The organism is Luteitalea pratensis (assembly GCF_001618865.1).
Classification (GTDB): Bacteria; Acidobacteriota; Vicinamibacteria; order Vicinamibacterales; family Vicinamibacteraceae; genus Luteitalea; species Luteitalea pratensis.
In genome coordinates this window covers 4777137-4793340 of record NZ_CP015136.1, presented here as the reverse complement: position 1 = coordinate 4793340, position 16204 = coordinate 4777137, and the positions used below count along the sequence as shown (strand labels likewise).

Genomic DNA, 16204 nt, shown 5'->3' with positions numbered 1-16204 from the left:
ACCCGTGACGTCGTCGATCATCAATGCGCTGGCCACGACCGAGGCCTTGAGCGGGATCTTCAGTGACGGCTCGGTCGTACAGGCGCTGCTCGACGTCGAGGCGGCGTTGGCCCGTGCGCAGTCGGCGCTCGGGGTGATTCCGCCCGGCGCTGGTGCGGCGATCACCCGCGCCGCGGTCGCGGACGCGATCGACGTGCACGCCATCGCCCGCGACGCCCGGTCGTCGGCGACGATCGTAGTGCCGCTCGTTGCGGCCTTGACGGCGCGCGTCGAGGTCGTCGATCCGGAGGCGGCCGGCGTCGTCCACTGGGGCGCGACCAGCCAGGACATCGCCGACACAGCGATGTCGCTCCTGATCGATCGCGCCTGCGCTGCCATGGCCCGCGACGCCGCGGCGCTCGCTGCGTCGCTGCGCGATCTCTCCGATCGTCACGCCGACACCGTCATGGTCGGGCGGACGCTGCTCCAGCCGGCGCCGCCGATCACTTTCGGGCTCAAGGCCGCTGGGTGGCTGGCCGGCGTGCGTCGAAGCTGGTCCCGCGTCGAGCAGGCGCGGGGCGAGGCGGTGCGGGTCCAGCTGGGCGGCGCCTCGGGTACGCTGGCTGCGCTCGGCGATCGCGGCCCGGACGTGGCGGCAGCGCTGGCGCGCGAACTCGGGCTGGCACCGGGTGACGATGCGCCGTGGCACACGTCGCGCGATCGGCTGGCGGCGCTGATTGCGGCCTGCGCGATCGTCGCCGGAATGCTCGGCAAGATCGCCCGCGACGTCAGCCTCCTGATGCAGTTCGAGGTGGGCGAAGCGCGCGAGGTGGGGGGCGGATCGTCAGCGATGCCGCACAAGCAGAATCCGTCGGGATGCGCACGGACCCTTGCGGCCGCGGCCCGCCTGCCAGGCCTCGCAGCGACGATGCTGGCCGGCCTCGTCCAGGAGCACGAGCGGGCCGTTGGCGCCTTGCAGGCCGAGTGGCCCGTGATCGCCGAGGCGTTGCAGGCCACTGGCGCCGCGCTCGAGGCGATGCGTGACGTCATCGACGGCCTCGCGGTCGATCCCGCGCGCATGCGCGCCAACCTCGACGCGACCCGCGGCGCGATCTTCGCCGAACGCGTCGTGATGATCGCCGCCCCCGTCCTCGGCCGATCGGTCGCGCACCAGCTCCTGAAGGAGGCACTGGCCCGCGCGCAGGCGAGCGGGCAGTCGCTCGCCGACATCGTCCGCGCCATCCCGGAACTGTCGCGCGTCGTGGACGCCGAGGCCCTGCGGACGCTCGACGATCCGCGCGCCTACCTGGGCGCCGCCGAGACCCTCCGGCGCCGCCTCCTGGCCTCGGTCGACGAACCCGACGCCGCCGACCCGCCCATCGCCCGACGCTGACCATGGCCATCGCGTACCTCGACGGTGTTCGCGTCTACTACCGGCTCGAAGGCGCGGCCGGACGGCCGGTGGTCGCACTGTCCCACGCGCTGGGACTCGATCACACGATGTGGGATCCACAGATCCCGGCCCTCACCGCGCAGTTGCGCGTGCTGCGCTATGACCTGCGCGGTCATGGCGGCAGCGACGCGACGCCGGGCGACTACACGGTGGAACGGCTTGGCCGCGATGCGCTCGCCCTGCTGGATCGGCTGCGGCTCGATCGCGTGTCATGGTGCGGCGGGTCGCTCGGTGGGATGGTCGGCCAGTGGCTGGCCGCACACGCGGGCGATCGGCTGTCGGACTTGATCCTGGCAAACACATCCCCGCGCATTGCAGATCCGCCGGGCATGGAGGCGCGGCGCCGGGCCGTACTCGACGGCGGGACCCGCGCGATCGTGGACACCGCGATGCCTCGTTTCTTCGGGGATGCGCTTGTCGGTGCCAACCCGCCGCGGATCGCGTCGGCTCGCGAGACCTTCCTGGCTACCGATCCCGTCGGCTACGCCGGTTGCTGTGCGGCGTTGCGCGACTTCGATGGCACTGAGCTGCTATCGCTGATCACTGCGCGCACGCTCGTCGTGAGCGGCGACGCCGACGTCTCGATGCCGTGGGAGGCGCACGGCGCCGTCCTCGCGGCCGCGATGCCGAATGCGACGGTGGTGCGACTCGCGACCGCCCACGCCTCGAACCTGGTCCTGCCGCGAACGTTCACGCGAACGTTGCTGGAGTTCCTGTCGTCCGACCCGCGCGACGCGTTCGAGGCCGGCCTCGACATCCGACGCGCCGTGCTCGGCGACGACTATGTCGCCGCCCGGATTGCGACCACAACCGACCTGACCCACGACTACCAGCGCTGGATCACGCAATTCGCCTGGGGCGGGATCTGGACGCGCCCGGGCCTCGATCTCCATACGCGGCGCCTGATCGTGCTCGCGATCGCCGCTGCGCTCGGCCGCTGGGAAGAGTTCCGCCTGCACCTGGAGGCCGGCCTCGCCGCCGACGTCGAGTGGGCGGACGTCGAAGAGGTGCTGTTGCAGACCGGCGTGTACGCCGGCGTGCCGGCCGCGAACACGGCGTTCACGATCGCGTCGGAGGTGCGTGGGCGCCAGCAAGAGAAACGCCCGACATCAGGCTCAGCCTGAGCGGGCGTTTCGCGGCGTGTTTCAGCACTCGTCCTGCCGAAAACCAGGAGGAGCCCATCGCAACGATGTCGCGCGTGTCCTCAGTGTCCGTTGCTCCGTCCGGGCCGTCCGCGGGCCGGACAGCAACCCGGCGACCAAGCCTGCAGGATGCCCGTGGGCACTGTCGGCGCCTTCACCATAGAGAGCGCGCGCTGAGGCGCTGCTCGCCGTCGAAGCTCGTGATGTACGGCCCGACGGCGTCGAGCGTTCTAAGGCGTGGCCGAGTAAGCGCGAGACGACGCGTCAACTCGCCTCTGCATGCGGGGCCTGCAGCGACAGGTTGCTACGCACCGAATCCGGTGGAACAACGAATCGTTGCATACGCAGGTGGAGCCGGATTGCGCGTCAGGTCGGAAGGCATTGCGTCTCTGGCGCCCGTCTGCGCCTCGAGACGCGAGTCATTGACGATCGAACGCGCCGTGCGCGTGTCTGGGCCATCGTGTCGATGCTGACAGATGCGAACACGCATTCACCGGCGGCATTGGAGAGCACGCCGCGGGTCAGTCCTGTCCGTTGGGCGGCTCCTGAGTTAATAAGCAAAGCAGTCATAACCAAAAGGAGAAATTGGTCATGGTGAAATTCGAGGGCAGGTGGAAGTATCAGAGTTACCGTCCCGATCCCGGCTCGGTTGCCACCGATCCGAATCCCCCGACATTCGTTCCCTGGTCGCCCCCCGGCGTGGTAACCGTCGACCAGGGCGGAACGACAGGCACGCTGGAGTTCACGGGAACGCCCATCAAGCTCGATCTCAAGTTCGTCGTCATGGATGGCACTCCTGCAGGACTGTCCGCCTCGGCAGTCATGAAGCTTCCAGGGGGAAAGCAATTCACGAACGAGCTGCATGGGCACTTTGTCCCTGCCGAGCTCGGACAAGAGGCGGGCAAGGACAACCCGCTTGTCGTCCGGGGCTCCATCGTGCAGACGAGTGCAGACATCGCCCCGACAGTTCCGCAGCCGATGTTCACGACGGGGGTTCTTCGTCCTGGAGCCGTTGCAGTAATCGATTCAGCCAGCGACAGCGAGAAGGTGGCCGGCTGGGCGACATGGAGACGTGCACGAATTCTTGTCTGTTGACTGCTACACCAGTCAACGGGCGAGATCCTTCCGCGCAAATCGGATCGTGGCCGCTGTCAACGCGGCGGCGGCAACGATGAACAACCCCGCCGTGTTGCCTGGGCGCAACCCGTCTACGAGCGGTGTGCCGTACTGCTCGAAGATCGAGAGCTGCAGTAGCAACGGTGGCCACCTCAAGACCGATCCCAGCAACGTGATCACGAACGAGGCGAGCAGCAGCGCGATGAGGATGCCGGTGACGGCCGTTGCGCGCAGCCAGCCGGATAGCAGATAGCCGATCGCCGCCACGACCAGTCCGATCGGCACCATCCCGAACGCCGCCTGCGCGAGCCGGCTCCTGTCCAGCGCGAAGTCGACCAGGAAGCCGGTCAGGGTCACGCTCGCAAAGATCAGCCCGCTGACCATCAGTAGTGCGACGGCGACAGCTGCGAACCGCGCCAGGATCACGAGCTGCCTTGCCTGAGGCGTACCGAGCAGGAGCTCGAGCCGTCCTTCCTCCTCCTCGGCCGCCCAGCGGTTGGCGAGGGTCACGGCGAAGGCAGCGACCACCACCGCGAGGAGAGTGAAGATCGCGCTGAGGAAGCGCGCGTTCATGGCGCTATCGTCGCCGCCCGTGAACCTCGCGATGAGTTCTGCGTACACCGGACCGCGCCTGGCGGCAGTCTGGAGCAGTCCGAGGAGGTTTTCTTGCGTCTGCCGGAGGATTGCCGTGATGACAGCGGCGTAGATGGCGATGGCGAGACCCCACCACGACGTTGCCGCACCCAGCGACGCGAGACTGCGAGCGAAGACCGATCGCAGTGACCACGCGCGCAGTGGCACGGCCCGCACGTTCATCTGGCGATCCGTACGGCGCAGACCTGTGGGCAGCGCGACGTGTGCCCCCAGATCGCGGCGCACGAACAGCGCGAGGCCAAGAGCGCCCAGAACCGCCGAGAGTGCCGTGAGCACGAGCATGGCACGAGGGCTCGCGCCGTAGCTCGGGACGAGCGGCTTGCTCAGCTCGAAGTAATGCAAAGGAGAGAGCTGGCCGATCCAGGCGCCGCCTGGGACGGTGCGGCCGGCGCTCGTCATCACCACCGAGAGCCCGAGGAGCGCCCCCGTGATTCCGGCCGCGGTCTGGCGCGCGCGCGTGAACTGGGACGCCAGCAGCGCCATCGCGCCGAAGACCCCCGCCAACAGCGTCGCGTTGAGACCGAACAGGAGTGCCGCACTCAGTCGCAGGCCGGTCTTCGCGACCTGCCCGCCTGCGAATGCCATGATTCCGATCAACCCGCCCATCAACAGGAGCGCCGTCGCAACGGCGGCCAGCTTCTCCGTGGCGACCCGAAGCCGCGACCGAGGCGCTGAGAGCAGGACATCGAGAGCACCGGACTCCTCCTCGCCGCGGAGCGTTCGGCTGACCGCGAGCAAGGCCCAGATGCCCACCAGCGGCAGCACGAGCGACAGACGCCACGTTGCATAGCCGCCAGGGCTGAGCACGTCCACGGGCTCGGCAAACAGGCGCAGCGCCGGATGCCGCACCAGCGCGAGCACTTCAGCTCGGGATCCCAGGTCAGCCAGCAGCGTCGGGACGACGACGAAGACGAGGGGCGTCAGCACGCCGATCCCGAGTCCCCAACTGACGATGGCGACGCGGAAGTCGCGCAGCGTCTTGAGGAAGATGCTACGAAACCACACGGCCCGTTTCCGGTCCGGCGGCCACGTGCTCGCCCTGGTAGTAGCGCAGGAAAATGTCTTCCAGACTCGGCTCGCGGCTGACGAGATTGACCAGCCGATACGACGCTGCCGCCTTGACCGCTGCATCCACGTCGCCCTGGACGGTGAGGCGCAGCGTGTGTCCGTCGGGCAGCGCCTCCACGCGCTCCAGCCCCGCCAGCCCCTGGAAGGCATCGATCGGCGGGGCGCCGGCGAACGTGAGTTCCAGTTCGTGGCGCTTGATGTCCTTCAGTTCAGACACGCCCCCGACCCGCACCAGCCGACCCTCGCGGATGATCGCCACTTGGTCGCACATCGACTCCACTTCCGTGAGGATGTGCGACGACAGGAAGACTGTCCGCCCTTCGGCACGGGCTTCTGCGACCATCCGTTGGAACTCCTGCTGGTTGAGCGGGTCGAGACCGCTCGTCGGCTCGTCGAGGATCAGCACGCGTGGGCGGTGCATGAACGCCTGGATCAACCCCACCTTCTGCTTGTTGCCGTGTGAGTAGTGCCGGAACTGGCGACTGGTATCGAGGTCCAGCCGGGCGACGAGCCGTTCGAGATGTATCTGATCCACGCCGCCGCGGAGGTTGGCGAAATAGGCGAGGATCTGCCCGCCCGTCAGGTTGGGATCGAGGGCGAGCTCGCCAGGCAAATAGCCCACCAGCCGCTTGACTTCGACTGACCGTCGCCAGCAGTCCAGTCCGGCGATGCGGGCGCAGCCAGCACTCGCAAAAAGCAACCCCATGAGCAGGCGAATGGTCGTCGTCTTGCCGGCGCCATTCGGTCCCAGGAAACCGAAGGTCTCGCCCTCCTTCACCTGGAACGACACGTCGATGACGCCACGCTTGCCCCCATAGTGCTTGGTCAGCCCAGACACCTCGATGATGGCCGTCATGACTAGGTATGCGGTTCGTGCTCGTACACCATCGCGCTGAGCATGTTGCCTTCGGTGTCCTCGAACTTCGTGAGCACGCCGACAGTGGGTACCTGCGCGTTGGCCATCAGGATGCGGCCGCCGTTGGCCGCGATGGCGCCGGTGACCGCGTCGAGATCATCGACCGCGATGGTGCACTCGAAGCAGTTGGGACCACCGGCCCCGCGCGGTTGCTGGCGCTTGTGCATCAGCCCCTGCACGCCTGGCCTGTCCTCGTCGCCAGTGCGCACCAGGTAGAAATCCGGGGGACCCCAGGGCTCGAATCGCCACTGGAATACCGCCTCGTAGAATCGTCGGCAGCGATGGACGTCGTCAGCGTGGATGGCAAAGCTGGCGAGGTTGTTGGCCATGCGCGGAGATTATCGCTGCCGGGCGCGGCGACGCAATCAAGCCCATGGACGGCGCCCAGAGGCTTCACGGCTTTCAATGAATGGCGAAGTCGAGCGCGATCGTGACAAGCACATCGACGGGCGTGCCCGCAAGACGTCCCGGCTCGAATCGCCATTGAGCAACGGCCGCTACGGCTGCTTCATCGAGGCCCCTTGCGTCCAGCGAACCGACGATACGGACTTGCGACGCGCACCCGTTAGCGGTGACGACGACCTCCAGCACGACCGTGCCGTGCAGTCCGTTCGCGAGCGCGTCGCTCGTGTACACGGGCTTGACTTGCTTGATGAGGCGAGGTGCCGATACTGCACCGCCAGGACGGTACACGCCACCGCCGGTTCCACCGCCGGAGCCGGGACCCAATCCGGGGCCACGCCCCGAGCCGATTCCGGTTCCGATTCCAGTGCCCACGCCGCCCCCCGAACCTGGACCTGTGGACGTGCCCGATGACACGCCGCCGGTTGGCAGTCCGATCTGATCGAACAGGCCGGAGGCCAGCGGCTTGGCATCGAGCACGATCGCGGGGAGCGTGCGAACGTCCTCGACGGCAAGTGCGGAAGCCGGTATCACTGGGGTTGGCGGGGACGGCATCTTCAGCACCCGCAGGGTGATCGTGTCCTCGCCGACCCCCTGCGCGCGACGGATAGGCTGCAATTGCTGATTACCTCCGCCACCCCCGCCCCTTCCTGTCTGTGGCCCGTCCGGCAGGAGAAACACGATATGGCGGACGCCCACTTCTTGCTGCTCGGTGACGCCTGCGGCTTGGCGAACGTCGATACGAGGTGCTGACCGGGGTTGGATCACACTCGCGATGGTGACGACAAGCGGTACGTGCAGCGCAGTCGACACCGCGAGTCGCGCCAAGGCGCCCCACGGCAGGTGCGGCAGCCGCGGCGTGCGAGGCGCGAGCGCGTCGAGATGAAGCACAACGAGAGATCACGCAAAGCGGATACCGTACGAACCTGGCCAGCGGCTTGAGCCAACTCTTTGAAGATCGACAGTCGCCGGCCGCAATTCTCGCGGCCATCGCGCGGGCCTCGCCGCGGGCCAACTGGGTAAATTCACCCAGGTTCCGCAAAATGTCCCGCGTTGCCCCAGTGTGCGAGATTCCAGGCAATGTGACGTTGCCCAGGGCGTGCGCCAAGGGCGATGCCGGAGGTTGACGGTAGAGAAGGGTATGGCATCAGTGTGCACTCGACTCCGCCGTCTCGACGTCGTCGTCAGCGAGGTCGTACCGATGACGCACGGCGCTCACCATCTCCCGAAGCGTCTCCTCCCGCGGTCCGGCACCATGGCGCCGTTCGAGCGCCTGCAGCTCTGCGGCAAGTGCACGATCGCCGAACACATCGCCAATCCAGCGCGAAAAGTCGCCGCGGCCGATGTAGCCGGCCAGCAATGGTTTCGACGTCGTCTCCAGGGCGGACACGAACTGACGGAGCGTACGAATTCTCTGCCCAGCGTGCCCGTCCGTGCGGAACACGAACGCGCGATCGGAACTCACGGGAACGTCGACGTACTTCTCGCGATGCCGCACATGAGTGGTGAGCCTGGGGGCGATCGTGAACAGTCGCAACTCGCCAGCGGCTTCTTCGGTGATAGGAAGTGCCACGGCCTGGCCGACCTTCAGGTGGCCAAGCACAGCCCAGCGCGACGCGTCAATCGCGGCACATCCCCGGCAACGGGCGCGGAGCGCGTCCATCTCGGCGGGGTTCGATTCGCGCGTCACGATCATCACCTCGGTGCTGGTGAGCACCGCTGGTGGCAAGCGAGACGCGCAATACGTGACGACTGTGTAACCGTTGTGCTCGAAGTCGAGCAGTTGCGGTGCGTCCGTGTCATGCAGGTAGTAGTGTGCTTCGTCCAGCAGAATGCGATGCGGAAGGCCTGTGCGGCGCCTGAAGACGTTCAGCGCCGGCAATATGGCGCGCACGTAATGGAACTTGTCATCGTACGGGAGGCGAGACAGGTCAAGGACCACGCTCCGATCCGGATACCGCAGCGCGCGCAGCAGCTCGCGCGACGTCGGCGGAGCATCGTCGCGTCCGAGCACGGTCACGCCGGGCAGCCCTTCCAGCGAGCTGTAGTCCCCTTCTGGATCGACGACGCACACGGAGTAGCCGTGGAGAATCAGTTGTTCGCACAGGAGGCCCGCGACCCAGGACTTTCCGGACGTGGCGTCGCCGGTCACCAGGACGTTGCGCCCGCGAACCGCGAGTGAGAACTCACGACCATCCGCCAGAGTCCCGAGTAACAGGCGACGACGGGCGCGCGGCGGGATCGGGAGCGTTCCGGCCGCGGCGAGCGTTCGCAGATAGTCGCCCACCGCCGCCGGGCCGGTGCCATCGAGAACGATATCGGCGCTCGCCTGCAAAGCCTTCCGCCCCCAGGCGACGGCGACACCAACTTCGGCCAGTCGCAGGAGTTCGTGGTCGTTCTCCGCGTCCCCGATCGCGACCGTGTTGCGGGCCGAGAGACGCAGCGTCTCGAGGACGACGTTCAGGCCGGTCGCCTTGCTCACGCCCTGCGATGCCACCATTACGCGCCCGTGGTTGAAGATGAGCACGAGTGGCAACTCCAGCGTCCGAATGATGTCGAGCAGCCGCGGCGCGTCGTTGGCGTCCGCGTCGACCAGGCACCGTCCAGCTGCGAACGGAATCCCACGACGACTCAGTTCGGCGACGAATTCCTCAGGCACCGGAGGTGCGAGTGCGGAGGTCCGTCCACTGTCAGGAAAATGCATCACCGCGCCGTTCTCGGCGATGACGCCATCGACGAAATGCAGGTCACCAGCCACCCGCCGCAATTGGTCGAGAATTCGCCCCGTGACCAACACGACGACGATCCCGCGTGCGCGAGTCGCGGCGATGGCGTCTTGCGCGGATGGGTCCAACACATCCCCGCTGGCGATAGTGCCGTCGTAATCCAACGCGATGGCAGACAGCTTCACAGGTAGCTCCGCCTGCACTTCAGCAAGTGACCTGCCGCGGTATTCGCCTCCGGGACCGCATGGGCCCACAAGAGTGGGTGCCCGGATCACATGCGGTCACCGGTCCGGCCATACCGGATCGGTGACCATGGGACGCGGGGCTGGAGGAGCAAGGCTGACCTCTTACGCCGCGCCCTTGGTGGCTGCCTTCGGTTCCTCGATCTGGACTGTTTTCACGGTCGCCGCGGCCTTCGCGGGCAACGGGACGCTGACCTCGAGCACGCCGTCGGCGAAGGTGGCCTTGACGTCTTCGACCTTGACGCCGTCCGGCAGCGGCACGGCGCGGAAGAAACTGCCGTACTCGCGCTCGATTCGATAGACGTTGTCGTTCTTTTCGGCCTTGTCACACTTGCGTTCCCCGGACAGCGCGAGGTGGCCATCGGTCACTTCGACCGAGACGTCTTCCTTCTTCATGCCCGGCAGGTCGACTCGCGTGACCAGCCGGTGGTCTCGCTCGAAGACATCGATCTTCGGCGACCAGGCGACGGACTCCGACGTCGCGAACTGGCCAAACGACGGCCAGTGAAACGACGGCCAGTCCTGGAACGCCCGATCGAGCTCTGAGGTGATCTGCCGCAACCGCGCAAAGGGGTCGCGCGTGCCGCGGATTGGGACGAGGGGCCCTGGCTTCTTCTCGAACATGGATCCTCCTCTCTGGCACCAGCCGCAACGGGCTGGTGGCTGCACAAGCTTCGAAGGCAACAAGCGTGCCTGAAAGGCATCGGGGGCTCTCGGGCCGATGTGGCCGAGGCACGGAGTTCCAGCCATCGCACTCCACAGGCGGTGGACAGAAGCCCGCGAAAGAACACCCACGGATGTGGAGATTTTCGCGCAGCGCCGACGACATCGATGTTCTCGGTCGCCGACTTCGGCGCCCAGCCGCCCGGGCGCAGCCACGTAAACAGCGGATCCTCCTGCAGTCCTCCCACGAACTCGAAGGTGGACTCAATGGATCGAAATCTGCTGCGTATACGCATGAAGGGCCGCGAAGCGGAGGCGGCCACGCGGACGCGCAGGTGGCGAGGCACGGGGCGTGGCGCGTGAGACGAGCAGATCGACCGGACCGTATCCATCGCAGAGATTCACTCGGGAGTGAGACCATGCAGGCGCTTCCACATCGATACCGCGTCAGGGGAACTGGGGGAATCACAGGCGATGTCGCATTGTCGGCGGCCCGGCTGACGGTGCTCCAGTCTGCTTCCCCAGCCGAGTTCGATGGCCCGGGTGACCGATGGTCGCCGGAAACGCTGTTGGTCGGCGCCGTGGTCGATTGCTTCATCCTGACGTTTCGCGCAATCTCCAATGCGTCGAGAGTGTCCTGGATATCGCTCGATTGCGAAGCCACCGGCACACTCGATCGGGTAGACCGAGTGACGCAGTTCACGCGCGTCGACATGAGCGCGCATCTGGTGGTGCCTGCCGGAGTGGATGCCGCCGCGGCGCGACACGCGCTCGAGAAGGCGGAAAGCAACTGCCTGATCTCCAGGTCGCTGAACGCCCAGGTCACTTTGGAGACCAGTGTCGAGATTGCCGAACCCGCGGAGATGTGCGTGCCCGGGTAAGTTGCCGCAACCAGCGGCCTTTCGCGCCCTCCCTGCGATGAGCGCAGGCACTCAAGACACGCGGTGTCCCTTCTGATCAGGTTCGGACTCGCGGCACGCGCCACAGACGTGGGCGGCGCGGCCCATGTGCGGCGCATGCGCAAGCTTCTCGAGCAGTTGCGCGATCGTCAGTACACCAACCAGTTGCGTGCCTCGAAGGACCGGGAGGCAGCCCTGCGTACGCCCACTGAGTACTGCCGCGGCGTGCGTCACCGGACAATCCGGAGTGGTGGTGAGGACGTCGGTCCGGACGAAGTCTCCCAGTGTCCGATCACGCCGAGTCGGCGCGCCGTGTCCGCCGAGTTGGTCGCGGGTCACGATGCCGACGATGCCCGTCCTGTCGACGATGGCAAACATTCGCAGGCCTCGACGGCGCATGCGGTCCCACGCCACGCCGGCTGGCATGCTCGCGTCGGCGGCCTCGACGGCACGTTCCATGATGTCTTCGACGCGCACGACGTCTCCTCCTGGTAGGTGAACTCGAACCGAGTTCTGCACGCGATGCGGCCAGAGAAGCCGGCGGAGTGGATGATGCCGCCACACATGCGACGCTCATGCCGGCTCCACCAGGACGTGCTGCAAGGTTCTGTCCACATGCGAACACGCGCGAGACTACGGCGGTGCGTCCGGAGTCGGTGCCGACGAGCCTTGTCCGCTGATCCGCGTATCACGCTGGAGGGGCCGCGGGTGCGCGGGAAGACTCGGCCCGTGCACAGCCCCCGGGGCAGGAGCGCCGTCGCGCTCCTGCAGCCAGGCCGACGGACGGATTGGGCGCCGCCTGAGGCCGAACCGCTCGATGGCGTGCCGCTGAATGTGCTCCACCGCCTCGCTCACCGAATCAGTCAGCAGGAACAGCGCGAGGTCGGGGCGATCGATGGTGCCCTCGTCGGCGAGGTGCTCGAGCAGGTGTTGGACCGGACGCCAGTACTCCGTGCCAAGCAGGACAATCGGAAAGTTCGCGATCTTTCTCGCCTGGATCAAGGTCAAGGCCTCGAACAGCTCGTCGAGGGTGCCGAGGCCGCCAGGGAGTCCGATGAAGGCGTATGAGTACTTGAAGAGCAGGATCTTGCGCACGAAGAAGTAGCGAGAAATGACGCAGCGGTCGAGATAGCGGTTCGGCCCCTCCTCCCTGGGGAGCTCGATGTTGCAACCGACCGAGCGACCGCCGACGTCGCGCGCGCCCCGATTGGCCGCCTCCATGAGACCAGGGCCGCCGCCGGTCATGACGGTGAACCCCAGGCGTGCCACAGCGCGCCCGACCTCGCGCGCCAGCGCGTAGTACGGGTGCGATTCGTCATAGCGGGCCGAACCGAACACCGTCACACACGGCCCGACAAAATGCAGCGTTCTGAACCCTTCGATGAAGTCACGCAGGGCGCGGACCACGAGCCAGAGTTCCCGGCCGCGGGAATGAGGCCCCTCGAGAAGAATCCGATCCGTCGTGGCCCTCGAGACCGCATCGGAAGCACCGGGCAGTGCATCCACGTGGATTCCCGTGCTGGTGTGGTCTCCGGCCGTCCTCGGATACTCGGGCGGTTGCTGCATCGATGCGGTTCCCCTTGTGCGGCACATCAGCAATGGTTGTGCCCGGTGGTGGTGCGTGCTGTATGCCCACACCGCCCGATATCGGCATGGGCCACTACCGCGGCGCGCGGGAATCTTCCGGCCACGGTGGGGAAGAATCCGGCAAGCGACTGACCGCCAACGGGGTCTTCCGAGCGGGTCGATCATGGCTCGGGCTTCGCGGCACGTGTGTTGCTCGTGCATCGGCTGGAGGCTGCTGTGTCGGTAAACGTGCACCTGCTCCGGCCGGTCAAGACCCTTACACCTTCCGACGCATCCGAGGTGCTTCGGCCCAGTCGCCGACGCCTGCGCTGGTGGATCGTGCTTGCCCTTGGTGTCGTCGGGATCAGCGTCCTGGGGGCGCGGCGTGCTGGTCTCATTGGTGCGCCCACCGTGACGGTGGTCGTCCACCAGGTGGCCCTCGGCCTGGTCGAGGAGACCCTCACGAACAGCAAGGCCGGCACGGTGCGCGCAGAGCATCGGGCCGCGCTGAGTCCGGAGCTTGCCGGTCGGGTCGTGAAGATTCCCGTCGTCGAAGGGCAGCGCGTCGGCAGGGGTGACGTGCTCCTGCGGCTCTCCGACGAGGAGGCGGTCGCCAACGTACGGTTGCAGCGACGCGCGCGGGAGGCTGCAGAGGCCGATGCGCGGCAGGCGTGCGCCATGGCCGACCGCGCGGGCCGGGAGTACGCCCGCATCAGCCAGCTCGCGGCCGCAGAACTCGTGTCCGTCGCGGCCGTGGACCAGGCGGCCACCGACCGGGCGGCCTTCGCCGCGGCGTGCGAGGCAGCTCGCGCCCACGTGGCGCACGCGGCCGCTGCGGTGACTGCCGCCGACGTCGTGGTGCGTCGCACCGTCTTGCGCGCACCATTCGAGGGCATTGTCGCGGCAGTACATACGGAGGTCGGCGAATGGATCACACCGGCGCCACCCGGCATCCACCTGCCACCCGCAGTCGAGATCATCGGACCAGGCGCACTGTCGGTGCGTGCGCCACTCGACGAAGTCGACGTCGCGCGCGTGCAGGTCGGGCTCCCGGTGCGCGTCGTGTTCGACGCCCTGCCGGGACGGACGCTGAGGGGCAAGGTGACCCGGGTGGCGCCCTATGTGCTCGAGCAGCAGGAAGAGGGCCGCACCGTGGATGTGGACGTCACGCTGGACGCGCCGCTCGCCGACGTCGGCGTGCTGGCGGGCACGTCGGCCGACGTCGAGGTGATCGTGCGCAGCCGCGACGGCGTACTGCGGGTCCCGACCAATGCGATCGTCGACGATCGGGCCGTACTCGTCGTCGAGGGTGACCGCCTGATCGAGCGGGACCTGCGCTTCGGCTTGCGCAACTGGGCGTTCGCGGAGGTCACCGGTGGCTTGGCGCCGGGCGCACTGATCGTCGTGAGCCTGGATCGGCCGCGTGTGCGGGCGGGCGCGCGCGTGCGCATGGAGCCGGAGCGCGTCCGATGATCGAGTTGCACGACGTGCGTCGGACCTACCAGGTGGGCGCCGCGACTGTGCAGGCCCTCCGCGGCGTGTCGCTGAGCATCGGCGACGGCGAGTACGTCGCGGTGATGGGGCCATCCGGATCTGGCAAGAGCACGCTGCTGAACGTGCTCGGGTGCCTGGATCGTCCCACCGCCGGTACCTATCGCCTCGATGGGACCGACGTCATGGCGCTCGATGACGCGAGTCTCTCCCGCGTCCGGGCGCATCGTATCGGCTTTGTCTTCCAGAGCTTCCAGCTCGTGTCTCGCTTGACCGCCGTCGACAACGTCGCGCTGCCGATGCTGTTTGCAGGCGTGCCACGCGCGTTGCGGGCCGAGCGGACCCGGGCCGCGCTCGAAAGCGTCGGCCTCTCGTCGCGCATGCATCACCGCCCCGCAGAACTGTCTGGCGGTGAGCGACAGCGTGTGGCGATCGCCAGGGCAATCGTCATGGGACCATCCCTCCTTCTCGCGGACGAGCCGACGGGCAATCTCGACCGTGCCGCGGGACGCGACATCGTGAGCCTCCTGGAGGCGATGAACGCCGAAGGGCTCACGCTGATCATCGTCACCCACGATCCTGACCTCGGACGACGGGCCAGCCGGATCCTGCGACTCGTCGACGGCACCATCGTTGCCGACGAACGACCTCCGTGCCCGATCGCATCATCGGAGCCGCACCATGTCATGGCGTGATCGCGTCGGGTACGTCGCCCAGGCGCTGCGGGGGCACATGGTGCGCACCGGCCTGTCGGTGGGCGCCGTGGCGATCGGCGTCGTGTCCGTGGTGCTTCTCACGAGCCTTGGCGAGGGAGCGCGTGTCTACGTGCGCCGCGAATTCCTGTCGCTCGGCGCGAACCTGATAATCGTGTTGCCGGGGCGAACCGAGACATCAGGCCTGGGCGGAGCCGGCATCTCCGTGGCCACGCACGACCTGACCCTCCAGGATGTCGCGGCGCTCGAGCGGCTGGGCCGCGTGCGCCGGGCGGCGCCGCTCACCGTCGGCCGCGCCACCGTGCGATTCGGCGGGCGTAGTCGCGACGTGCTCGTGGTGGGGACCACGGCCGCATATCGCCAGATCCGCAACATCGACATGGCCGCAGGTACGTACCTGCCCTGGAGTGCGGCGGGAGAACCGCGGGTGTGCGTGATCGGCTCGACGGTGGCTGGGGAGTTGTTCGGCGCCCGCAATCCGCTCGGGCAACTCCTTCGGGTCGGCGAGGAGCGTTGTCGGGTGGTCGGAGTCACGCTCGCGCGTGGCACGTCGCTCGGCATGGACATGGATGATCTGGTGACGATCCCCATCCGGTGGCACATGCAGATGTTCGACCTGCGCTCGGTGTTCCGTGTCGTCGTCGAGGCATCCGACGCAGCCGATCTGCCGTCGCTGAGCGATCGTGTCGTGCGCGAAATCACACGCCGCCATCGCGGCGAGAACGACGTGACCGTGATCACGCAGGATGCGTTGCTGGAGTCGTTCGGCAACATCGTCGCCGTACTCACGTTGCTGCTTGCGGGGCTTGGCGGCATCTCCCTCGGCGTCGCCGGCATCGGCGTCATGAACGTGATGCTGGTCACGGTGTCGGAGCGCACCCGCGAGATTGGCCTGATCAAGGCGCTTGGCGCCAGTCATGGCCAGGTGTTGTGGCTGTTCCTGATGGAAGCGGCGTTGTTGACCGGCCTCGGTGGCCTGCTCGGCCTTGCCGTGGCGTATGCCGTGACATCGATCTTCGCCCTGCTGTTTCCGGCGTTTCCGTTCACGCCGCCGATCTGGGCGGCCGGTGCGGCGCTCGCCCTCTCGATGGCGATCGGACTGGCGTTCGGCGGCTGGCCAGCCCGTCGTGCCGCGTCGCTCGACCCGGTGGTCGCACTCAATCGGAGGTAGCCG

Annotated in this window: 15 protein-coding genes; 7 read left to right on the top strand and 8 right to left on the bottom strand. The window is 67.4% G+C overall.

Features of this window, described 5'->3' with window-relative positions:
- The first annotated feature begins 4 nt into the window (after positions 1-4).
- The 3 genes from LuPra_RS19950 (at position 5) to LuPra_RS19940 (ending at position 3669) form a co-directional block, all read left to right on the top strand.
- On the top strand, positions 5-1372 hold the full coding sequence (locus tag LuPra_RS19950; protein WP_110172378.1) for a class-II fumarase/aspartase family protein: 1368 nt from the start codon (positions 5-7) through the stop codon (positions 1370-1372).
- A 2-nt stretch (positions 1373-1374) separates the two neighbouring features.
- Positions 1375-2556, top strand: a complete 1182-nt coding sequence (pcaDC, locus tag LuPra_RS19945; RefSeq protein WP_110172377.1) for a bifunctional 3-oxoadipate enol-lactonase/4-carboxymuconolactone decarboxylase PcaDC — start codon at positions 1375-1377, stop codon at positions 2554-2556.
- 612 nt (positions 2557-3168) lie between these two features.
- Positions 3169-3669 (top strand): hypothetical protein, encoded by a 501-nt coding sequence (locus LuPra_RS19940; RefSeq protein WP_157899448.1) that lies wholly within the window; start codon positions 3169-3171, stop codon positions 3667-3669.
- A 12-nt stretch (positions 3670-3681) separates the two neighbouring features.
- On the opposite strand, the gene LuPra_RS19935 is transcribed toward LuPra_RS19940, so the two are convergent.
- From LuPra_RS19935 to LuPra_RS19910, 6 genes are all read right to left on the bottom strand, one after another.
- Positions 3682-5349, bottom strand: a complete 1668-nt coding sequence (locus LuPra_RS19935; RefSeq protein WP_157899447.1) for an ABC transporter permease subunit — start codon at positions 5347-5349, stop codon at positions 3682-3684.
- Positions 5336-6268 carry an ABC transporter ATP-binding protein gene (locus tag LuPra_RS19930; RefSeq protein WP_110172374.1) on the bottom strand — a complete coding sequence of 311 codons (933 nt, stop codon included), beginning with the start codon at positions 6266-6268 and terminating at the stop codon, positions 5336-5338. The genes LuPra_RS19935 and LuPra_RS19930 overlap by 14 nt, the downstream gene beginning before the upstream one ends.
- 2 nt (positions 6269-6270) lie before the next feature.
- The gene (locus tag LuPra_RS19925) at positions 6271-6657 is read right to left on the bottom strand and encodes a VOC family protein (protein ID WP_110172373.1); all 387 of its coding nucleotides are present in this window, start codon (positions 6655-6657) and stop codon (positions 6271-6273) included.
- Between the two features lie 73 nt (positions 6658-6730).
- On the bottom strand, positions 6731-7348 hold the full coding sequence (locus tag LuPra_RS19920; protein WP_157899446.1) for an energy transducer TonB: 618 nt from the start codon (positions 7346-7348) through the stop codon (positions 6731-6733).
- 529 nt (positions 7349-7877) lie between these two features.
- Positions 7878-9641, bottom strand: coding sequence for an HAD hydrolase family protein (locus tag LuPra_RS19915; protein ID WP_110172371.1), 1764 nt, complete (start codon positions 9639-9641; stop codon positions 7878-7880).
- Positions 9642-9803: 162 nt separating this feature from the next.
- Positions 9804-10322, bottom strand: a complete 519-nt coding sequence (locus tag LuPra_RS19910) for an Hsp20/alpha crystallin family protein (protein WP_157899445.1) — start codon at positions 10320-10322, stop codon at positions 9804-9806.
- Positions 10323-10780: 458 nt separating this feature from the next.
- Between LuPra_RS19910 and LuPra_RS19905 the strand changes: the two genes are divergently transcribed.
- Positions 10781-11242 carry an OsmC family protein gene (locus tag LuPra_RS19905; RefSeq protein WP_110172369.1) on the top strand — a complete coding sequence of 154 codons (462 nt, stop codon included), beginning with the start codon at positions 10781-10783 and terminating at the stop codon, positions 11240-11242.
- A 51-nt stretch (positions 11243-11293) separates the two neighbouring features.
- Here LuPra_RS19905 and LuPra_RS19900 read toward each other — a convergent pair whose 3' ends face one another.
- Both LuPra_RS19900 and LuPra_RS19895 read right to left on the bottom strand, forming a co-directional pair.
- Positions 11294-11737, bottom strand: a complete 444-nt coding sequence (locus LuPra_RS19900; protein WP_110172368.1) for a CBS domain-containing protein — start codon at positions 11735-11737, stop codon at positions 11294-11296.
- Positions 11738-11893: 156 nt separating this feature from the next.
- Positions 11894-12826: an LOG family protein gene (locus LuPra_RS19895; protein ID WP_110172367.1), complete on the bottom strand. Its 933-nt coding sequence runs from the start codon at positions 12824-12826 to the stop codon at positions 11894-11896.
- 300 nt (positions 12827-13126) lie between these two features.
- On the opposite strand from LuPra_RS19895, the gene LuPra_RS19890 reads away from it, so the two are divergent.
- The 3 genes from LuPra_RS19890 to LuPra_RS19880 are packed head-to-tail and all read left to right on the top strand — an operon-like array spanning position 13127 to position 16201.
- Complete coding sequence (locus tag LuPra_RS19890; protein WP_157899444.1) at positions 13127-14299, top strand: efflux RND transporter periplasmic adaptor subunit; 1173 nt, start codon at positions 13127-13129, stop codon at positions 14297-14299.
- Positions 14296-15012, top strand: coding sequence for an ABC transporter ATP-binding protein (locus tag LuPra_RS19885; RefSeq protein ID WP_110172365.1), 717 nt, complete (start codon positions 14296-14298; stop codon positions 15010-15012). The genes LuPra_RS19890 and LuPra_RS19885 overlap by 4 nt, the downstream gene beginning before the upstream one ends.
- Positions 14999-16201 carry an ABC transporter permease gene (locus LuPra_RS19880; protein ID WP_110172364.1) on the top strand — a complete coding sequence of 401 codons (1203 nt, stop codon included), beginning with the start codon at positions 14999-15001 and terminating at the stop codon, positions 16199-16201. Before LuPra_RS19885 ends, LuPra_RS19880 begins: the two co-directional genes overlap by 14 nt.
- Positions 16202-16204 lie beyond the last annotated feature (3 nt).